Genomic DNA, 13,760 nt, shown 5'->3' on the forward strand with positions numbered 1-13,760 from the left:
TCCATGCACACCACCATCAACCAGCCACGCGGCCGCCGCATTGCCATCCTCGGTGCCGGCATCAGCGGGCTGACCCTGGCCATCGAACTGCGCCGCCGCGGCCTGGAACCACTGGTCTTCGACCGGGTGGCGGAGTTGCGGGAGGTGGGCGCGGCCGTTGCCCTCTCCGCCAATGCGACCCGCTACCTGATTGAGCGAACCGGCATCGGCGCCGGTCTGGCTACGGCGGCTGCCAGCGTGGACGGCCTGGTGTTCCGCGACGGCCGCGACGGCCGGGTCATCGGCAGGGTTTCCTCCCGCGAGGAATACCAAGCCACGTGCGGCGCGCCGTACTACGGCATCCACCGGGCAGACTTGCAGAAGCTGCTGGTGGACCGCCTGGGCGGTGAAGGCCTGCACGTTTCCAAGGCCTGCGAGCGGATCGAGGAAACCGCCGACGCCGTGCGCCTGCACTTCACCGACGGCGACGTCGTCGAGGCCGACCTCGTGATCGGCGCGGACGGCGCCCGCTCGACGCTGCGCCGCCATGTCGTCGGATACGACGATGCCCAGTTCTCCGGCTGTTCCGGTTGGCGCGGGATCGTCTCCCCCGAGGCCCTGGCGGACCTGCCGGATCCCGAGGCCATCCAGTTCTGGATGGGCCCCGGCGGCCACCTCCTGCACTACCCGATCGGCAGCGGAGAGCAGAACTACTTGTTGGTCCGCCGGCACGACGGACCGTGGGAAGGCCCTGCCTGGGCCACCGCAGATGAAGAGGGAGCCCACCTCAAGGCCTTCGAGGGCTGGCACCCTGCGGTGCAGCAGATGATCGGCGCAGCGCCGACCGGAGACCGCTGGGCACTGTTCCAGCGTCCGCCGCTGCACCAGTGGAGCCGCGGGCGGGTGACCCTCATGGGAGATGCCGCCCACGCTCTGGTGCCCCACCATGGGCAGGGCGCCAACCAGTCCATCGAGGATGCCATCGTTTTGGCGGACTGCCTCATCCAGTCACTGGAAGACGGCTCTGGCTGGGACGCGGCACGCCAGCGCTACCAGGACGTGCGGATCGAGCGCACCCGAAAGGTTCAGATCGCCTCTGCGACGACCGCCGATGTCCTGCACCTGCCCGACGGGGAACGCGCCGATGCGCGGAATGCCCGGCTTGCAGCGCCTGATGCGTGGGAACGCCACCTGGGCTGGATCCATGAATTCCAGGCAGCACGTTCCCTTCAGTCTGCCTCGGCCTAGTGGGTTCCCGCGCGGTCTGGAACCATACGCATCGGCAGCTGGAAGCCGTGATCGAACAGACGCGTCCGTGCTCGACAGCGGTTGCCCCGCTTCCCCGAAGCTAAATCGGGCTTGTGCTGGTGTTCCGTTTCGCGCCCCGTCACCGGACGTTTCACCGGACAGGTCTTACGGAACACCCGACTTTCCTGTGAATCCGAGAAACTTCGAACATTCAGGTCAGGCCCTGGTGCGTTCCGGTAGCCCACCCCCTTGCGGAACGCCTCCGAACGCCTACCCGGACAATCCCCTTGCGGGACCGTGAGACCCTTCCCCACCGGGAATTGGTTCCTGTGCAAGGCAGGTGGACTCGTAGCAGTGGGGTTCCATTTTCGACCGCTACCCCACTGCCTGCATTTTGCCTTGGTTGCCGATCTTTGTTGCGGCACTTCCCGTATTGATAGGTGCGATTGCCAGGACGGCCAGGGCCATGGCGATAATCCCCAGACCCGTCCAACCTAGGCCGCTGAGGCGTTCACCGACAATGACCACAGCCAGGACCGCCGCGATGGCCGGTTCACTTAGGGTGATGGTGGTTGCCGTACTGGCGCTGAGTCTGGAGAGGCCGTATCCAAAAAGCAGGTATCCCAGGAACATGGGGACCAACGCCATGTACGCAGCGACGGTGAACGCCTGGGGAGTGGCGAGAAGCGGGGCACCTGTTAGGAATAGCACTGGCATGAGGAAAGCGCCGCCGGTCCCGAATACTGCACCCATCGAGGCGGAGCGACTAACGCCCTGGCCCATGAGCCGTTGTGCACACCAGGAATAGGTAGCATACGTGGCTCCGGCGACGAGGCCGAGGGCGATGCCGGCAAGTGTAGTTCCTACATCTGCGGGGTCGTGGGTCATTTTGGAAAGGCACAGCAGGGCGCTGCCGCTGACGCCCAGTCCGGCGGCGAGCATCCACCACCGACTCAGCGGGGCACCCTCCACAAAACGCTCCAGCACGCCGGAAGCCAAGGGGGCAGACGCCAGGGAAACCACTGATCCAAGCGCCACCCCGGCCAGATGCATCGAGCTGTAAAAAGCCAACGGATAGATCGCCACAGCCACCGCCCCCAAAGCTATCGAGGGAACATTGGCACGCAACTGTGTGCGGCTGGCGCGCAGCGCTGGGACGGCGATGAGGGCTTGCAGGATGCCGCCGATCCCTAGAGCGGCGGCGCCAATCGCCAACGGCCCCGCGTTTGGCGCGAATGTTGCAGCGGTACCCGTGGTGCCCCACAGGATTGAAGTGATGGTAATTGCCCCGAAGGCCAGCAGCCTCTGGCGCTTCACACCGCGTCCACCAGCGAGGCGGCGATCGCCCGGGCGTGGACCAACCGCTCTGCCGAACCCTCAAGCCCGGCGCGTGCTACCGCGCCTTCGAGCACGAACGCCAGCTGCTCCGCGAGGTCGGCGGCCCGGTCCGGGGCGAAGACCTTGGCCAATCCGGCGCTCAGGATCGACTCAACCTGTTCCTTGTGCTCCCGCACTGCCACACGACCGGGGGCTCCGGCAGGTAGCTCGGCGGCCGCGTTAAGCAACCCGCACCCGCGGAACCCGTGGACGTAGGCGGCATTGGCATGGTCGATATACGCATCGAAAACAGCCAGCACCCGGTCGCTTGCAGATTCCGCTGTGCTGGCCCGCAGCTCGTACAAGTCCAGCCACTCCTGGTGCCGGTCCCGAATGTAGGCGAGCACCAGATCGTCCTTGGAGGCGAAATTGTTATAGAGACTCTTGCGCGCAACACCTGCCCTCTCGGTGATCGAATCTATCCCAGTCGCTGCGATCCCTTGCGCATAAAACAATTCCGCAGCGGCCTTCATTAAGCGACCACGCGCCGGACGTTCCCGGCCAAGACTCTGATTCATCGCACCCAACTTCCAGTAAGTAGACCAGTCTACCTACTGTGTCGGGATTTCACCAGACACCATCAGGTCCGGATCACCCATTACAGCCCACGTGCCTAAAAGGTCGATTTGCGGACGGCAACAAGTCACCCTGTTCACACGTCGACCCTCGCGAACAGTGACTCGAAGTGTCCCGCGGTGCCTTCGGCTTACTGGCGGCGCTGAGATAGTCGACACCCCACCTGGGCTCAATGACTTTGTCTCGGTGCCCGGGAGGAGCGTGCGTAATCTGTAGGATCGACTAGGGTCGCCACCGGCCCAGAACTGGGGACAAACAGGCGATGATGACCGAAACCGACGCTAACTACGAGACCCGGTCGATTCGCGTCGTACGCGGCATGGAACCTCGCACGATCAAAAAGTGGGAGGACGACGGCTGGGAAATCGTGTCCCAGTCGCCAGGGAAGCTCCGCACAGAGATTACGCTTCGGCGCCCGAAGGCGAAGTCTCGTCGTCTGCTAAGGGCCGTCGGCGCTGTCGTCTTTGCTACCGTCCTGACGGTCATCATCACTATCGGTGTGATCAGCGAGCGGAGCGCAACGCCCGATGTGGTTGAGTCTCCGGCGTCAACTGCAACAGCTCCTGCGAGAACTAGCGAAGAAAGCTCCCCGACTCCGACGCCCAGTGTGAACGCGACCACCGACTGTTCTATGTTGGGGGCCTCGGCGGATTGCACGTTTGGGCAGACCGTGAACTACACCGACACCACGCGCGAGGGAGCCGTTGCACTCGAAATCACCGTGCTGGATCCGGTTGAGTTCACGCCGAGTGTCAGCGCGACCTTCTGGAATAGCCGAGCCCACGAGATGCCCCGGCTGCCCGTAAACATCTACTTTCCCGTGACAATCAAGAACGTCTCAGGCCAAGCTCGCGACAGTAGCTTCATCTTTACTCATGCAACGAATACTACGGAGGGGGAAAGTGATGTCCTCTCTGTGAGCGACGACACCGTGAGCGATGGTTTGAGCTTTGACACGCTTGCACCTGGGGAGACTTACGAATTCAAGGATGGGTGGAGTATGTCGAACTTGGGTGGCGTCGAGTTCGAGATCAGTATCGACGGGCTGTCCGGCGGCAGGGTGACCTTTACGAAGTAGAAGATGCTGGCGCGGCTGTCCGGTGAGCGTTCCCCAAACGACCACGCAATCGCCGTGCAAACGACTTCTGACATTCCGTGCAGTCGACTCGTGAAAGTAACGGCAGCCGGTCTACTGAGCAATTGAGACCGCCCAGTCGAACGGTCCCGGTCACGGTCCTCCAGTAGGCACTAATTTTTTGCCTGTAACCGAAGTTTGATGCCATAAGTCCCGGGAATACAATGTCGAAGCACACAAATGGAGCTTCCAAGGGGGAAGCACCATTTTTTGTTCAGGGCCGAGTTGTGGTCCTACTTGCTCCTACGCAACCGCAAAATCTCCCGGATGCCAGCGATGCCGAGTGCAATCCCACCCCCAGCGAGGAGGAGGGTGTAAAGAATCTGACCTGTCATTTGAAGCACGCATTCCTAATCGATGTGACGCCTTTGATGTCAGCGCCAAGAGCCATACGTCTTTGGGACGCGATGATCTTGAGTGTCGAGAAACTTCCCACCCCTAACACTGGCATACTCGGTGACCTATGACACCAAGCCACGAGTGGAGCCGTTGAACCGTGAATAGCGTCAGAGAAGCCTCGGCTGTTCTGCACCACCGACAGTTTCGATCCTTTTGGGTCGGACGAGTAGTTTCCTCGATCGGTTCGGCCGCGGCCCCGATAGCTGTCGCGTTTGCGGCCCTTGAGGCAGGTGGCGGGGTCGAATGGTTGGGCTTCATCCTCGCCCTTAACATCGCTCCACAAGTGTTCCTGCTTCTCGTCGGTGGCGTGCTGGGAGACAGGGTCCGGCGTGACCGAGTGATGGTCATTGCGAACACCGTTTCCGGAGTCGTGCAGTTGGCAATAGCCATCCTGATTCTGACCGGCGTGGCTGAGCTATGGATGCTGGTCGCCTCCGTCTTTCTCTTGGGTGTGGCCTCGGCTTTCTTCCAACCAGCTTCTCAGGGATCAATCGTCCAGTTGGTCCCCGCGGAACTACGGGTGGCTGCGAACGCGGTACTTCGTCTTCCCTTGAACGTCGCGAAGGTGCTCGGTCCGGCACTCGGTGGTCTGGTTGTCGCGCTGATCGGCCCGGCGTGGGCACTGGCATTCAATGCTTCCACTTTTCTCTTGTCAGTATTCTTTCTCGCTTCGATCCAATTGCCCCAGCCAATCAAGAGCAAGACCTCTGCCCTATCAGCCTTCCGAACCGGCTGGAAAGAATTCAGTGCTAGGCGTTGGTACGTCATCATGGTGGCGCAGTCCGCCGTCACGGTCTTGATGTGGCTGGTGGGATTCCAGCTTTTCGGACCAGTCGTTTCCCACTCATCACTGGGAGGTGCGTTCGCTTGGGGATTGATCAGCGGCGGCTTCGCTTTCGGACTGGTCGGAGGCTCACTGGTCGCCGTTGCGGTCCGGCCCCGACGAGTGGGCATCACGGTATCTCTCTGCTTGGCTACCCAAGCGCTGCCGCTTGTGGCCCTGGCTTTTGTCGCCCCGCTCGGGGTGATCGTCGGTGCCGCCGTCCTGGCGGGCATTGCCCTGGATATCTCGATCGTGTCCTGGTCGGCATACTTCCAAGAGCAAATTCCAGAAGGTTTGCAGTCACGCCTGTCTTCGATCAGTACGTTCGGGCAGCTTCTCCCCGTCCCAATCGGTTACGTATTGTTCGGGTTGCTCAGCGAGTACTTCAGCAACACCATCATGGTGAGCCTCATGTCGGGAATGCTCGTCGTCGCGGCATTGCTGCCACTCCTACTGCCTTCCATTCGCCAATTGCGGCTTGGACAGATCGTCGATGAGTCCATTGCTGGAGAGAATGACGATCTGCTTCCCGACTTGCTTGCGAAGGGAGTCAAAGGTGAAGCCACCTAAGCGCCCGGCCTCGGCTCCCCTTCCGCTGCGGGCCGGCGCACGCCATCAAGACGTCGGCGCAAGGGTCGTTTAGCCAGCTGCCCCCGACTGCGCCATGGCCGGATCATCCGCCATGCTGAAGACCAGCTGCAGGCAGCCGCGCACGGAGACCGGTTCGACGTGGATCCCGTACACCCGCAGCAGCATCTCGGGGGTCAGCACCTCCTCGGGCGTTCCGCTGGCCACCGCCTGGCCATCCTCGAGCATGACCAGCTTGGTGCAGTAGCGGGCTGCCAGGTTCAGGTCGTGCAGCACGACCACGGTGGTGACGCCCAGCTGCCCGACCATGCGCAGCAGCTCGTGCTGGTAACGGATGTCCAGATGGTTGGTCGGTTCGTCCAGCAGCAGGTGATCCGCCTGCTGGGCCAGAGTGCGGGCCACCAGCACGCGCTGCTTCTCCCCTCCCGAGAGCGTGGAGTAGGGGCGGTCGGCCAGGTCACGGGCGCCGACCCGGCTCAGCGCGGCGGCCACCGCCTGGTGGTCCTCGCGGGTGAAGGCAGCCAGCGCCTTGCGGTGCGGCGCGCGGCCGAGCAACACCATGTCCGCGACGCTTACCGGCAGGTCGGTGGGAGTTTCCTGGGCGACGACGGCCACCCGCCGGGCCAGCTCGGTGCCGCGCAGCGCCGTGACCGGCTGCCCGTCGAGGACGACCAGCCCGGCCCGCGGGCGCAGGGCCGCGTACAGGGTGCGCAGGAAGGTGGACTTGCCGCTGCCGTTCGGGCCGATCAGCCCGACGACCTCCCCCGGTCCGGCGTGCAGCCCGACGGATTTCACTACCAGCTTCCCGCCGTAGCCGACGGAAACATCGGTGGCTGTGATCATGCTTTGGGCCCCCTTGGGCTGTTGGTTGTCATTGGGTCGGGTTCAGCTTGCGCACCAGCACGAAGAGTAGCGGGGCGCCGAGCAGGGCGGTGACGATGCCCAGCGGCAGCTCCTGCGGGGCCAGGGCCGTCCGGGCGAGCACGTCGGCCCAGACCAGGAAGATCGCCCCGAGCAGCGCCGCCACCGGCAACAGCTTGCGGTGCGTGGAGCCCACGCAGAGCCGCGCGATGTGCGGGATGATCAGCCCGACGAATCCGATGCCGCCGGAGGCCGCGACCAGCGCGCCCACGCACAGCGCGGTCACCACCATCACCGCCGCGCGCAGCTTTGCCGGGGAGATCCCCATCGTCCGGGCCGTGCTGTCGCCGATGGCCAACGCGTCCAGCGGGCGGGACCAGAGCAGCAGCAGCGCGGCGGTGCCCAGCACCACCGCCCAGGTGACCAGCGCGGACTGGCCGGTGGCCTGGGTCAGCGAGCCGAGCGTCCAGAAGAGCACCGAACGGCCCGCGTTCGGGTCATCGGAAGCGAAGATCAGCAGCGAGGTGAGCGCGTGCAGCACGTAGCCCACTGACACCCCGGCGAGCACCAGCCGGGTGGAGGTCATCTGCGAACCGACCCGGGCGAGCAGGAAGACAGCTATCCCGGCGGCCAGCGCCCCGGCGAAGGCGCTGCCGGCCAGCGAGGCCGAGCCGATGCTCACCGAGGCCCCGAAGAGGATCGAGGCCGCCGACAGGGTCGAGGCCCCGGAGGTCACGCCCAGCAGGTAGGGTTCGGCCAGGATGTTGCGCGTCAAGGCCTGCAGGGCCACCCCGGCCAGTGCCAGCCCGGCGCCGACGGCGGCGCCCAGCAGCACCCGGGGCACGCGCAGCAGCAACACGATGGATTCCTCGGAGTTGGTCCAGCTGCCGAGCGGCTCGCCGCCAAACAGGTGCCCGCGCAGGATTTGGAGCACCGTGCCCGCTTCGATGGCCACCGGACCGAGGCCCACGGCCACCGGCAGGGTGATCAGCAGCGCGGCCAGCAGAGCGGCGAGCCACAGTGCGGTGTGCCGGGTGCGCTGATCGTGCTCCAGGTCGTCGCCGGAGAAGACCAGCGGCGCCGGTGGTGGTGGTGGTGTGCTGCGCGGTTCGCGAAGCACGGGGTCCAGCTGGGTCATCATGGCCTCTTTATCGATGGGTCGTCGGTTGCGGTGCGCAGGGTGAGCGCGGCACCGAGGGCAAGCAGGGTGAATCCGCCGAGCACCGCGGCCGCGGCCAGGTAGCCCGCCGTGCCCAGTGCCGCCCCGGCGGCGCCCGCGCCGAGGAACAACCCCAGGGACATGCCCGCGGCGTTCAGGCTCAGCGCGGTGCCGCGCACCTGCCCGCAGCGGCGCACCAGCAGCGTCATCACCGCCGCGGATACCACCGCATGGCTGGCTGAGAGCACCGCGGTGCCCAGCATCGCCAGCGGCAGCACCGGGGAAAGGTACACCCCGAGCAGGGCCAGCAGGCCGGTGCCCAGGCAGATGGCCATCACGGCCCGGGTGCGCCCCTCGGAGTCCTCGGCGTTCAGCATCCGCCCGGCGAGCAGGTGCCCGAGGAAGAAGGAACCTCCGCTCAGGGACCAGACGAAGGCGAACCAGCCTGCTGTGAGCTGGAACTTCTCCGCATACAGCGGGGCAAGGAAGGCCAGGTGCCCCATCAGCGCGCCGGCCCGCCCGAAGGAGACCAGCAGCAGGGCGCGAGCCCCGGGGATGGCGGCCAGCGTGCGGAATGCGGCTACATATCCCAGCCGCGGGGCCGGCTCTCCCGCGCCGGGGTTGGCGCGGCCGTAGCGCACCAGTGCTGGTGCCAGCGCGAGGCAGAGCACGGCGATCGCGATGAGATTGCCCTGCCAGCCCCACCACAGTGCCGGCAGCACCAGCAGGGGCGCCCCCACGGTGGAGGCCAGGGTCTGGGCGGTCATCACCAGGGTGGCGGCACGGCCCGCGGCGGGAGTGGTCCCGAAGCGGTCCGCGGCGGCAGTGGACAACGCCGGGTAGAGCAGCGCGTTGGCCACACCGGTGGCCAGGCAAAAGGCCGCCAGCGCGGCCAGCCCGGAGAAGGTCCCGAACACCGCGGCGATGCCCAGCAGCACGAGGGCGGCGGCAGCCACGCGGCCCGGGGCGATGCGCCCGATCAGCGGGGCCAGCGCGACGCCGGTGAGCACCGCGCCGACCCCGGCCAGCCCGCGCAGGGAGCCGACCTCCGCAACGCCGGCCCCGGCCCAGTCGGCGATCGGCACCAGGAAGGTGCTCAGCACGGTGAAGGGCAGCAAGCCCACGGCCGAGGCCAGCAGGGCCGGCCAGATTTCGGCGATGATCCTCCGTTCACCGGGCAGCTTATCGGTGGCGTCCAGTTCGGTCTGACTCATGCCGCACTCCCGATCCCGGCGCGGATCATGCCCAGGTCCTCGTCGAAGTCCTGCACGGCGAAGGCCGCGGAGCGCGGCTGGCCGCCCAGTGCCTGCGCCGCCTGCGTGAGCGCGTCCTCGTAGGCGGCCAGCAGGCCATCGATCGTCGGGCAGGGAACAGCCAGGTGCCGGGCCACGCCCTGGATGATCTTGGTGCGGTAGTAGTCTTCCTTCGGCATCCGCGGCACGTCCCAGTGGCCCGCGTCGTTGCGGAAGATCGGCCGGATGGGGATGGCCGAGAAGTCGAAGTACCTCCCGTCCGCGTCGGGTTCGGAGAAGGGGTCCACCAGCAGCGAGGCGTAGCGCACGTAGATCAGGTACTCCTGGTGGATGGCCGGCAGCTGCTCGAACGCGGCCACATCGGCCGGGTCGATGCTCTGCGGGTGCACCGGGTAGCCGTCGTGGAGCATGAAGGAGAGCAGGTTGACTCCCCTCCCGCCCAGCGCGGCGACGATGGCCGAGAGCTCGCGCCACTGCTGAACCATGGTGCGGATCATCGACGGGGTGACGGGTCCCTCGGGATAGAGCTTGTAGACGTACTGCGTCGGCTGCGTCGCGGCGAACACGGCGCGCAGCGTGACCTCGTTCATGAACAGCGCCGGATGCACGTACAGGGAGATGTTCCGCGCCTCGGCCTCCGCCGGCAGGCCGAGAACCGTCATGTCGGTGCCTGCCGCTTTATGCACCGCGCGCAACCGCCGCACCGCGGGCGAAGCGCCGCGGCTGGATCCGGCGTAGATGCGGGCCTTGGCCCCGGCGGTCAGCACCGAGGCGCCCGGTGTGCCTTCCGGCCAGCGGGTGTCGCCCAGGTAGCTGGAGAAACTGATGACCTCCGGATCCGCGCCCTGCGCCCTGGCGTACTCGCGCACCAGGGCCCCGGAGCCCAGAGTGGGCGAGAGCAGCACGATGCGTTCGAATCCGGCCAGCACCTCGCTCGCCAGTTGGCGCAGCACCGGGAGGTAGGCGTCCGCGGTGACCGCCAGGACCAGAGTGTTCCATGTCCCGGCCACGGACCCGTATCCGCGGAACCGCTGCTCGATCCGGCACTCCCCCGCCAGCGCGGCATGGGTGGCGTTCTGCACCTCGGCCCGCACGATGCCCCCGTTGGCACCTAGCGCGGCGAAGAACACCGCCGAACGCTCGGATGCGCGCCCCGCGATGCCCAGTGCCCCGGGCAGCCGGCCGAGCAGCACGGCACTTTGCACCGCAACCGGTCCGGTCCCGGCAATAAGGATGTTTCCCAATTCGTCCATCTGCTAAACGTCTTTTCTGCTCGAGCGCTGCTTGACGTACAGCGCGATATCGAATACCTGGTCAGGCCGGCGGATGGTGTCGGCCAGGCGCCAGAGCGCGGGGTCGACCTCCTGCATCGGGTAGTTGAACAGCGATTTCAACCCGTCCCCGAAGCGCATGGCCACCACGACGTCCTGGCGGGTCAGGGAGTGCATCTGGTGCAACAAGTCGTATTTCACGGGCACCGTGGAGCTGAACACGATGTGGGTGGCCGCGGAAATGAACTCCAGTTCGTGGATCTCGCGTCCCTCCAGCGTGATGTCAAGGCCCTCGTCCAGCAGGGCCACGACCCGGCGCCCGAGCGCAATGGACTCGGCGTCGATGTCGATCCCGAGCGTGGATGCGCCGGTGAGCGAGGCGACGTTCAGCAGCGTCATCGGGAAGGACCCGGAGCCGACGAGCAGCAGCTTCGAATCCTTGGTCGGTGCCACGGCCCCGAATTCCTCGGCGATGCAGGATTCGATGTTGGCGAAGTAGCCTTCCGCTCCCGATTGCCCCTCCAGCAGGCGCAGCGCGCGGTACTTCTCGATGACCGCCACGCAGCGCGCCGACTGCGTGCGCAGCTCCTCCACCAGGTCGGTCGTGCCGCCAGCCGCGGCGAAAAGCGCAAAGGGGGCCTCGTTGCCCGGGTCGGTGACGAAGCGCGAGTAGTCGGCCAGCAGCTCTTCGAGCTCGCCGGCGTGCCGGGTCGAGCCGTCGTACCCGTTGGCGGCCGAGGTGAAGCGGCGCAGGTACTCGTGCAGCGTGCCCGGCAGGTCCGCAGCGGCTCCGCCAAGCGCCGGCGAAATGTCGATTGCTGATTCAGTCATGGATATATGCCGTCCCTTCGGCCACGATGGCAACCTGCCCGGTGACCCGCAGCCCGGTCACCTTTCCGGAGCCGTAGTCGGCGTGAACATGCATGGTGCCGCCGGGCTGCCGCACGGCGGCTCTCACCGGTGCCTGGGCCTTCGCGGCCAGGTAGGCGCCGAGCGAGGCGGTCCCCGAGCCGCAGCTTCCCTCCCACACCAAGCTGCCCAGTGCGGGGACGTTGACCAACGGGGCCAGCTCGCCACGCACCGGGTCGTAGAGCATCACCCCGACCACGGAGACGCCTTCGCTAATCCCCAGCTGCGTGGCCACCTGCTCGGCGCGCTCGCGCAGCACCGAATTGTGCCCGGAGCACTCGATGACCAGGTGCACCGCATCGGCGTACCGCACCATGGCGGCACCCGAGGGGGCGCCCGGGAACGGGTACGGATCGATCCGGATCGGCAGTGGACTGGCTAGCTGGCAGATGTAGCCCGAGTCCCGGCGTTCGACGCGGCAGTCCAGCAGGTCCGCGGCCCCCGAGGCCTCCAGGCGGAGCTCGACGGGACCGTCCAGGCCCTGCGTCGCGGCGTGGAGCGCGGCCAGCGCCATGGTGGCGTTGGCGCAGAACTCGTCCCCCGCCATGTGCAGGCGCGCCTGTGCCTCGGGCGATTCCACCGGCAGGATGAACCCGACCTGCTCAGCGTGCACATGCTCGGCGCGCAGCAGCTTCTCGGCGATGGCACGGTAGTGCCGCGCCGGGTGCCTGCTGGTGACCAGCAGGGTGGTGTTGCAGGTCGGGCTCAGCTTGACGAAGTCGACCTCGGTGGCGCCCCGGGACATGGCGTGGCGCGGCGTGCTCCGTGCGGGCACGGCGGGTGCGCGCCGGCGGCCGGCAGTGGGCGCAGGCCGGCGCAGCCGTGCCGGCTGGCTCATCATGGGGTGGCCAGCCGTTCGGCGAGCAGCTCGACCCCGTCAACGGCCAGCGGGCCGGGCGAGGAATAGTAGTAGTTCAGCGGCACCACGGCCGTGTCGTCGTTGACCGCGTCAAGTCCATCGAGCTCGGGCCTGGCGCGTAGCTCTTCGAGCACGTCCTGGTCGGTTTCCATCGCCGATGATCCGGTGGGCAGGTACATCGCGAAGACCTTGTCGGCCGCGCTGGCGACCAGCTCTTCCGTGGACGGCTCGAAGTAGCGCTTGGGCACCTCGCTGAACACGTTCTCCAGGCCCAACAGCGACATCTGCTCCGAGACCAGCGACTCGTGCCCGTAGGACCCAAGGGTGCCGGCGGTCGGCACGTACAGGGAGAGCGCGCTTTGCCCTGCCCCTTCGTCCACACGCTCCGCGGCAGCCGAGACGCGGTCCCGCATGTCCTGGACGGCTGCGGCCGCCTCCGGCTGGGTCCCGAAGAGACGGCCGTAGGACTCGACGTCCCGGTAGATCTGGTCAAACCCGCTCAAGCCGCCGGTGGAGCGATCCTCGAAACCGGCGCAGTAACCGCTGACCGTCAGCATCTGCACCCCGGCCTGGGCAAGGCGATCGGCGAGGGAATCGAGGTCGACCCCCGCCGCGATGTCGGTGCCGATGACCACGTCGGCTCCCGACCCGAGGATCATCTCGTAGGAGACGTCGTGCGAGTCTTCGGTAACCCGTTCGGCCCCTTCGACGACGGCCTTCGTCGCTGCGTCGAAGGGCACTTCCATGCTGCCCGCGTAGTGCGTCAGCTTGCCGCCCGCACCGGCGGCAACCAGCAACGCCGGCGCCTCCGAGCCGACCGCGAGCACCCGCTGCGGCTGCGCGTCAAACATGACCTCCCGACCGCAGCTGTCCAGGATGACCGGACCGGCTGTCGCGTCGCCCGGGGCGCTTTCCGCGGAGCCGGCCGGGGCACCGCACGCAGTCGCGACCGTCAGCACGAGGGCGGGCATGACAATCATCCAGGGATTGATTCTTCTCATTGACTAGGACTCCATTTTCGGTGGCCAGGGCTGCGACGCTCAGTCGCCGGGGGCACATCTGGCGGCACTCGGTAAACACTAATGAGAATCATTATCAGTTGTCAAAGTGAGGACGACACACGTTGGCGCGGGCCGGGCCCGCTCGCACGGGGCCGCGGGAGGAAGGGAACACGCGCCCTGACGCGGCAAACGCCGACCGATCGGCGCGGTGGCACGACGGGGGCCGGCAGCGGCGTGGGGCACGCCGGCGGCGGCCGTGCGAGGCCCAAGGCAGTGCCGCAAAGAGGCACTTAACCAGAAAATCCCCAGCCACCTTGCGGTG

The 13,760-nt window shown here is 66.6% G+C and carries 12 protein-coding genes; 3 read left to right on the forward strand and 9 right to left on the reverse strand.

Annotation, left to right across the window (positions count from 1 at the left end; genetic code table 11):
- Positions 1–3: 3 nt before the first annotated feature.
- Positions 4–1,227 carry an FAD-dependent monooxygenase gene (locus OIU93_RS12025; RefSeq protein WP_264270315.1) on the forward strand — a complete coding sequence of 408 codons (1,224 nt, stop codon included), beginning with the start codon at positions 4–6 and terminating at the stop codon, positions 1,225–1,227.
- A gap of 375 nt (positions 1,228–1,602) precedes the next feature.
- On the opposite strand, the gene OIU93_RS12030 is transcribed toward OIU93_RS12025, so the two are convergent.
- Positions 1,603–2,544, reverse strand: a complete 942-nt coding sequence (locus tag OIU93_RS12030; RefSeq protein ID WP_264270316.1) for a DMT family transporter — start codon at positions 2,542–2,544, stop codon at positions 1,603–1,605.
- Entirely contained in the window at positions 2,541–3,122 is a 582-nt protein-coding gene (locus OIU93_RS12035; RefSeq protein ID WP_264270317.1) for a TetR/AcrR family transcriptional regulator, read from the reverse strand. Before OIU93_RS12035 ends, OIU93_RS12030 begins: the two co-directional genes overlap by 4 nt.
- A 320-nt stretch (positions 3,123–3,442) precedes the next feature.
- Here OIU93_RS12035 and OIU93_RS12040 point away from each other — a divergent pair, with 320 nt between their 5' ends.
- Entirely contained in the window at positions 3,443–4,258 is an 816-nt protein-coding gene (locus tag OIU93_RS12040) for a hypothetical protein (RefSeq protein ID WP_264270318.1), read from the forward strand.
- Between the two features lie 553 nt (positions 4,259–4,811).
- Positions 4,812–6,107 carry an MFS transporter gene (locus tag OIU93_RS12045; RefSeq protein WP_264270319.1) on the forward strand — a complete coding sequence of 432 codons (1,296 nt, stop codon included), beginning with the start codon at positions 4,812–4,814 and terminating at the stop codon, positions 6,105–6,107.
- 69 nt (positions 6,108–6,176) lie between these two features.
- Here OIU93_RS12045 and OIU93_RS12050 read toward each other — a convergent pair whose 3' ends face one another.
- Genes OIU93_RS12050 through OIU93_RS12080 form a run of 7 tightly spaced genes read right to left on the reverse strand, consistent with a single transcriptional unit; the run spans position 6,177 to position 13,438 of the window.
- A complete protein-coding gene (locus OIU93_RS12050; RefSeq protein ID WP_264270320.1) occupies positions 6,177–6,968 on the reverse strand; it encodes an ABC transporter ATP-binding protein in 792 nt (263 codons plus the stop codon).
- Positions 6,969–6,996: 28 nt separating this feature from the next.
- Positions 6,997–8,127 (reverse strand): iron ABC transporter permease, encoded by a 1,131-nt coding sequence (locus OIU93_RS12055; protein WP_264270321.1) that lies wholly within the window; start codon positions 8,125–8,127, stop codon positions 6,997–6,999.
- Positions 8,124–9,359: an MFS transporter gene (locus OIU93_RS12060; RefSeq protein ID WP_264270322.1), complete on the reverse strand. Its 1,236-nt coding sequence runs from the start codon at positions 9,357–9,359 to the stop codon at positions 8,124–8,126. The genes OIU93_RS12055 and OIU93_RS12060 overlap by 4 nt, the downstream gene beginning before the upstream one ends.
- A complete protein-coding gene (locus OIU93_RS12065; protein WP_264270323.1) occupies positions 9,356–10,651 on the reverse strand; it encodes an opine metallophore biosynthesis dehydrogenase in 1,296 nt (431 codons plus the stop codon). The genes OIU93_RS12060 and OIU93_RS12065 overlap by 4 nt, the downstream gene beginning before the upstream one ends.
- A 3-nt stretch (positions 10,652–10,654) precedes the next feature.
- Positions 10,655–11,500 carry a class I SAM-dependent methyltransferase gene (locus OIU93_RS12070; RefSeq protein ID WP_264270324.1) on the reverse strand — a complete coding sequence of 282 codons (846 nt, stop codon included), beginning with the start codon at positions 11,498–11,500 and terminating at the stop codon, positions 10,655–10,657.
- Entirely contained in the window at positions 11,493–12,419 is a 927-nt protein-coding gene (locus OIU93_RS12075; protein ID WP_264270325.1) for a hypothetical protein, read from the reverse strand. Before OIU93_RS12075 ends, OIU93_RS12070 begins: the two co-directional genes overlap by 8 nt.
- On the reverse strand, positions 12,416–13,438 hold the full coding sequence (locus OIU93_RS12080) for an ABC transporter substrate-binding protein (protein ID WP_264270326.1): 1,023 nt from the start codon (positions 13,436–13,438) through the stop codon (positions 12,416–12,418). The genes OIU93_RS12075 and OIU93_RS12080 overlap by 4 nt, the downstream gene beginning before the upstream one ends.
- Between the last annotated feature and the right edge of the window lie 322 nt (positions 13,439–13,760).

Origin of the sequence: Paeniglutamicibacter sp. ZC-3, assembly GCF_025847175.2 — a bacterium.
Lineage (GTDB): Bacteria > Actinomycetota > Actinomycetes > Actinomycetales > Micrococcaceae > Paeniglutamicibacter > Paeniglutamicibacter sulfureus.

Excerpts from the sequence above, each read along its gene's own strand:
- OIU93_RS12050 (WP_264270320.1), bottom strand. The coding sequence starts at position 6,968 with ATGATCACAGCCACCGATGTTTCCGTCGGCTACGGCGGGAAGCTGGTA.
- OIU93_RS12055 (WP_264270321.1), bottom strand. The coding sequence starts at position 8,127 with ATGATGACCCAGCTGGACCCCGTGCTTCGCGAACCGCGCAGCACACCA.
- OIU93_RS12060 (WP_264270322.1), bottom strand. The coding sequence starts at position 9,359 with ATGAGTCAGACCGAACTGGACGCCACCGATAAGCTGCCCGGTGAACGG.
- OIU93_RS12025 (WP_264270315.1), top strand. The coding sequence starts at position 4 with ATGCACACCACCATCAACCAGCCACGCGGCCGCCGCATTGCCATCCTC.
- OIU93_RS12035 (WP_264270317.1), bottom strand. The coding sequence starts at position 3,122 with ATGAATCAGAGTCTTGGCCGGGAACGTCCGGCGCGTGGTCGCTTAATG.
- OIU93_RS12040 (WP_264270318.1), top strand. The coding sequence starts at position 3,443 with ATGATGACCGAAACCGACGCTAACTACGAGACCCGGTCGATTCGCGTC.
- OIU93_RS12070 (WP_264270324.1), bottom strand. The coding sequence starts at position 11,500 with ATGACTGAATCAGCAATCGACATTTCGCCGGCGCTTGGCGGAGCCGCT.
- OIU93_RS12065 (WP_264270323.1), bottom strand. The coding sequence starts at position 10,651 with ATGGACGAATTGGGAAACATCCTTATTGCCGGGACCGGACCGGTTGCG.
- OIU93_RS12080 (WP_264270326.1), bottom strand. The coding sequence starts at position 13,438 with ATGAGAAGAATCAATCCCTGGATGATTGTCATGCCCGCCCTCGTGCTG.
- OIU93_RS12075 (WP_264270325.1), bottom strand. The coding sequence starts at position 12,419 with ATGATGAGCCAGCCGGCACGGCTGCGCCGGCCTGCGCCCACTGCCGGC.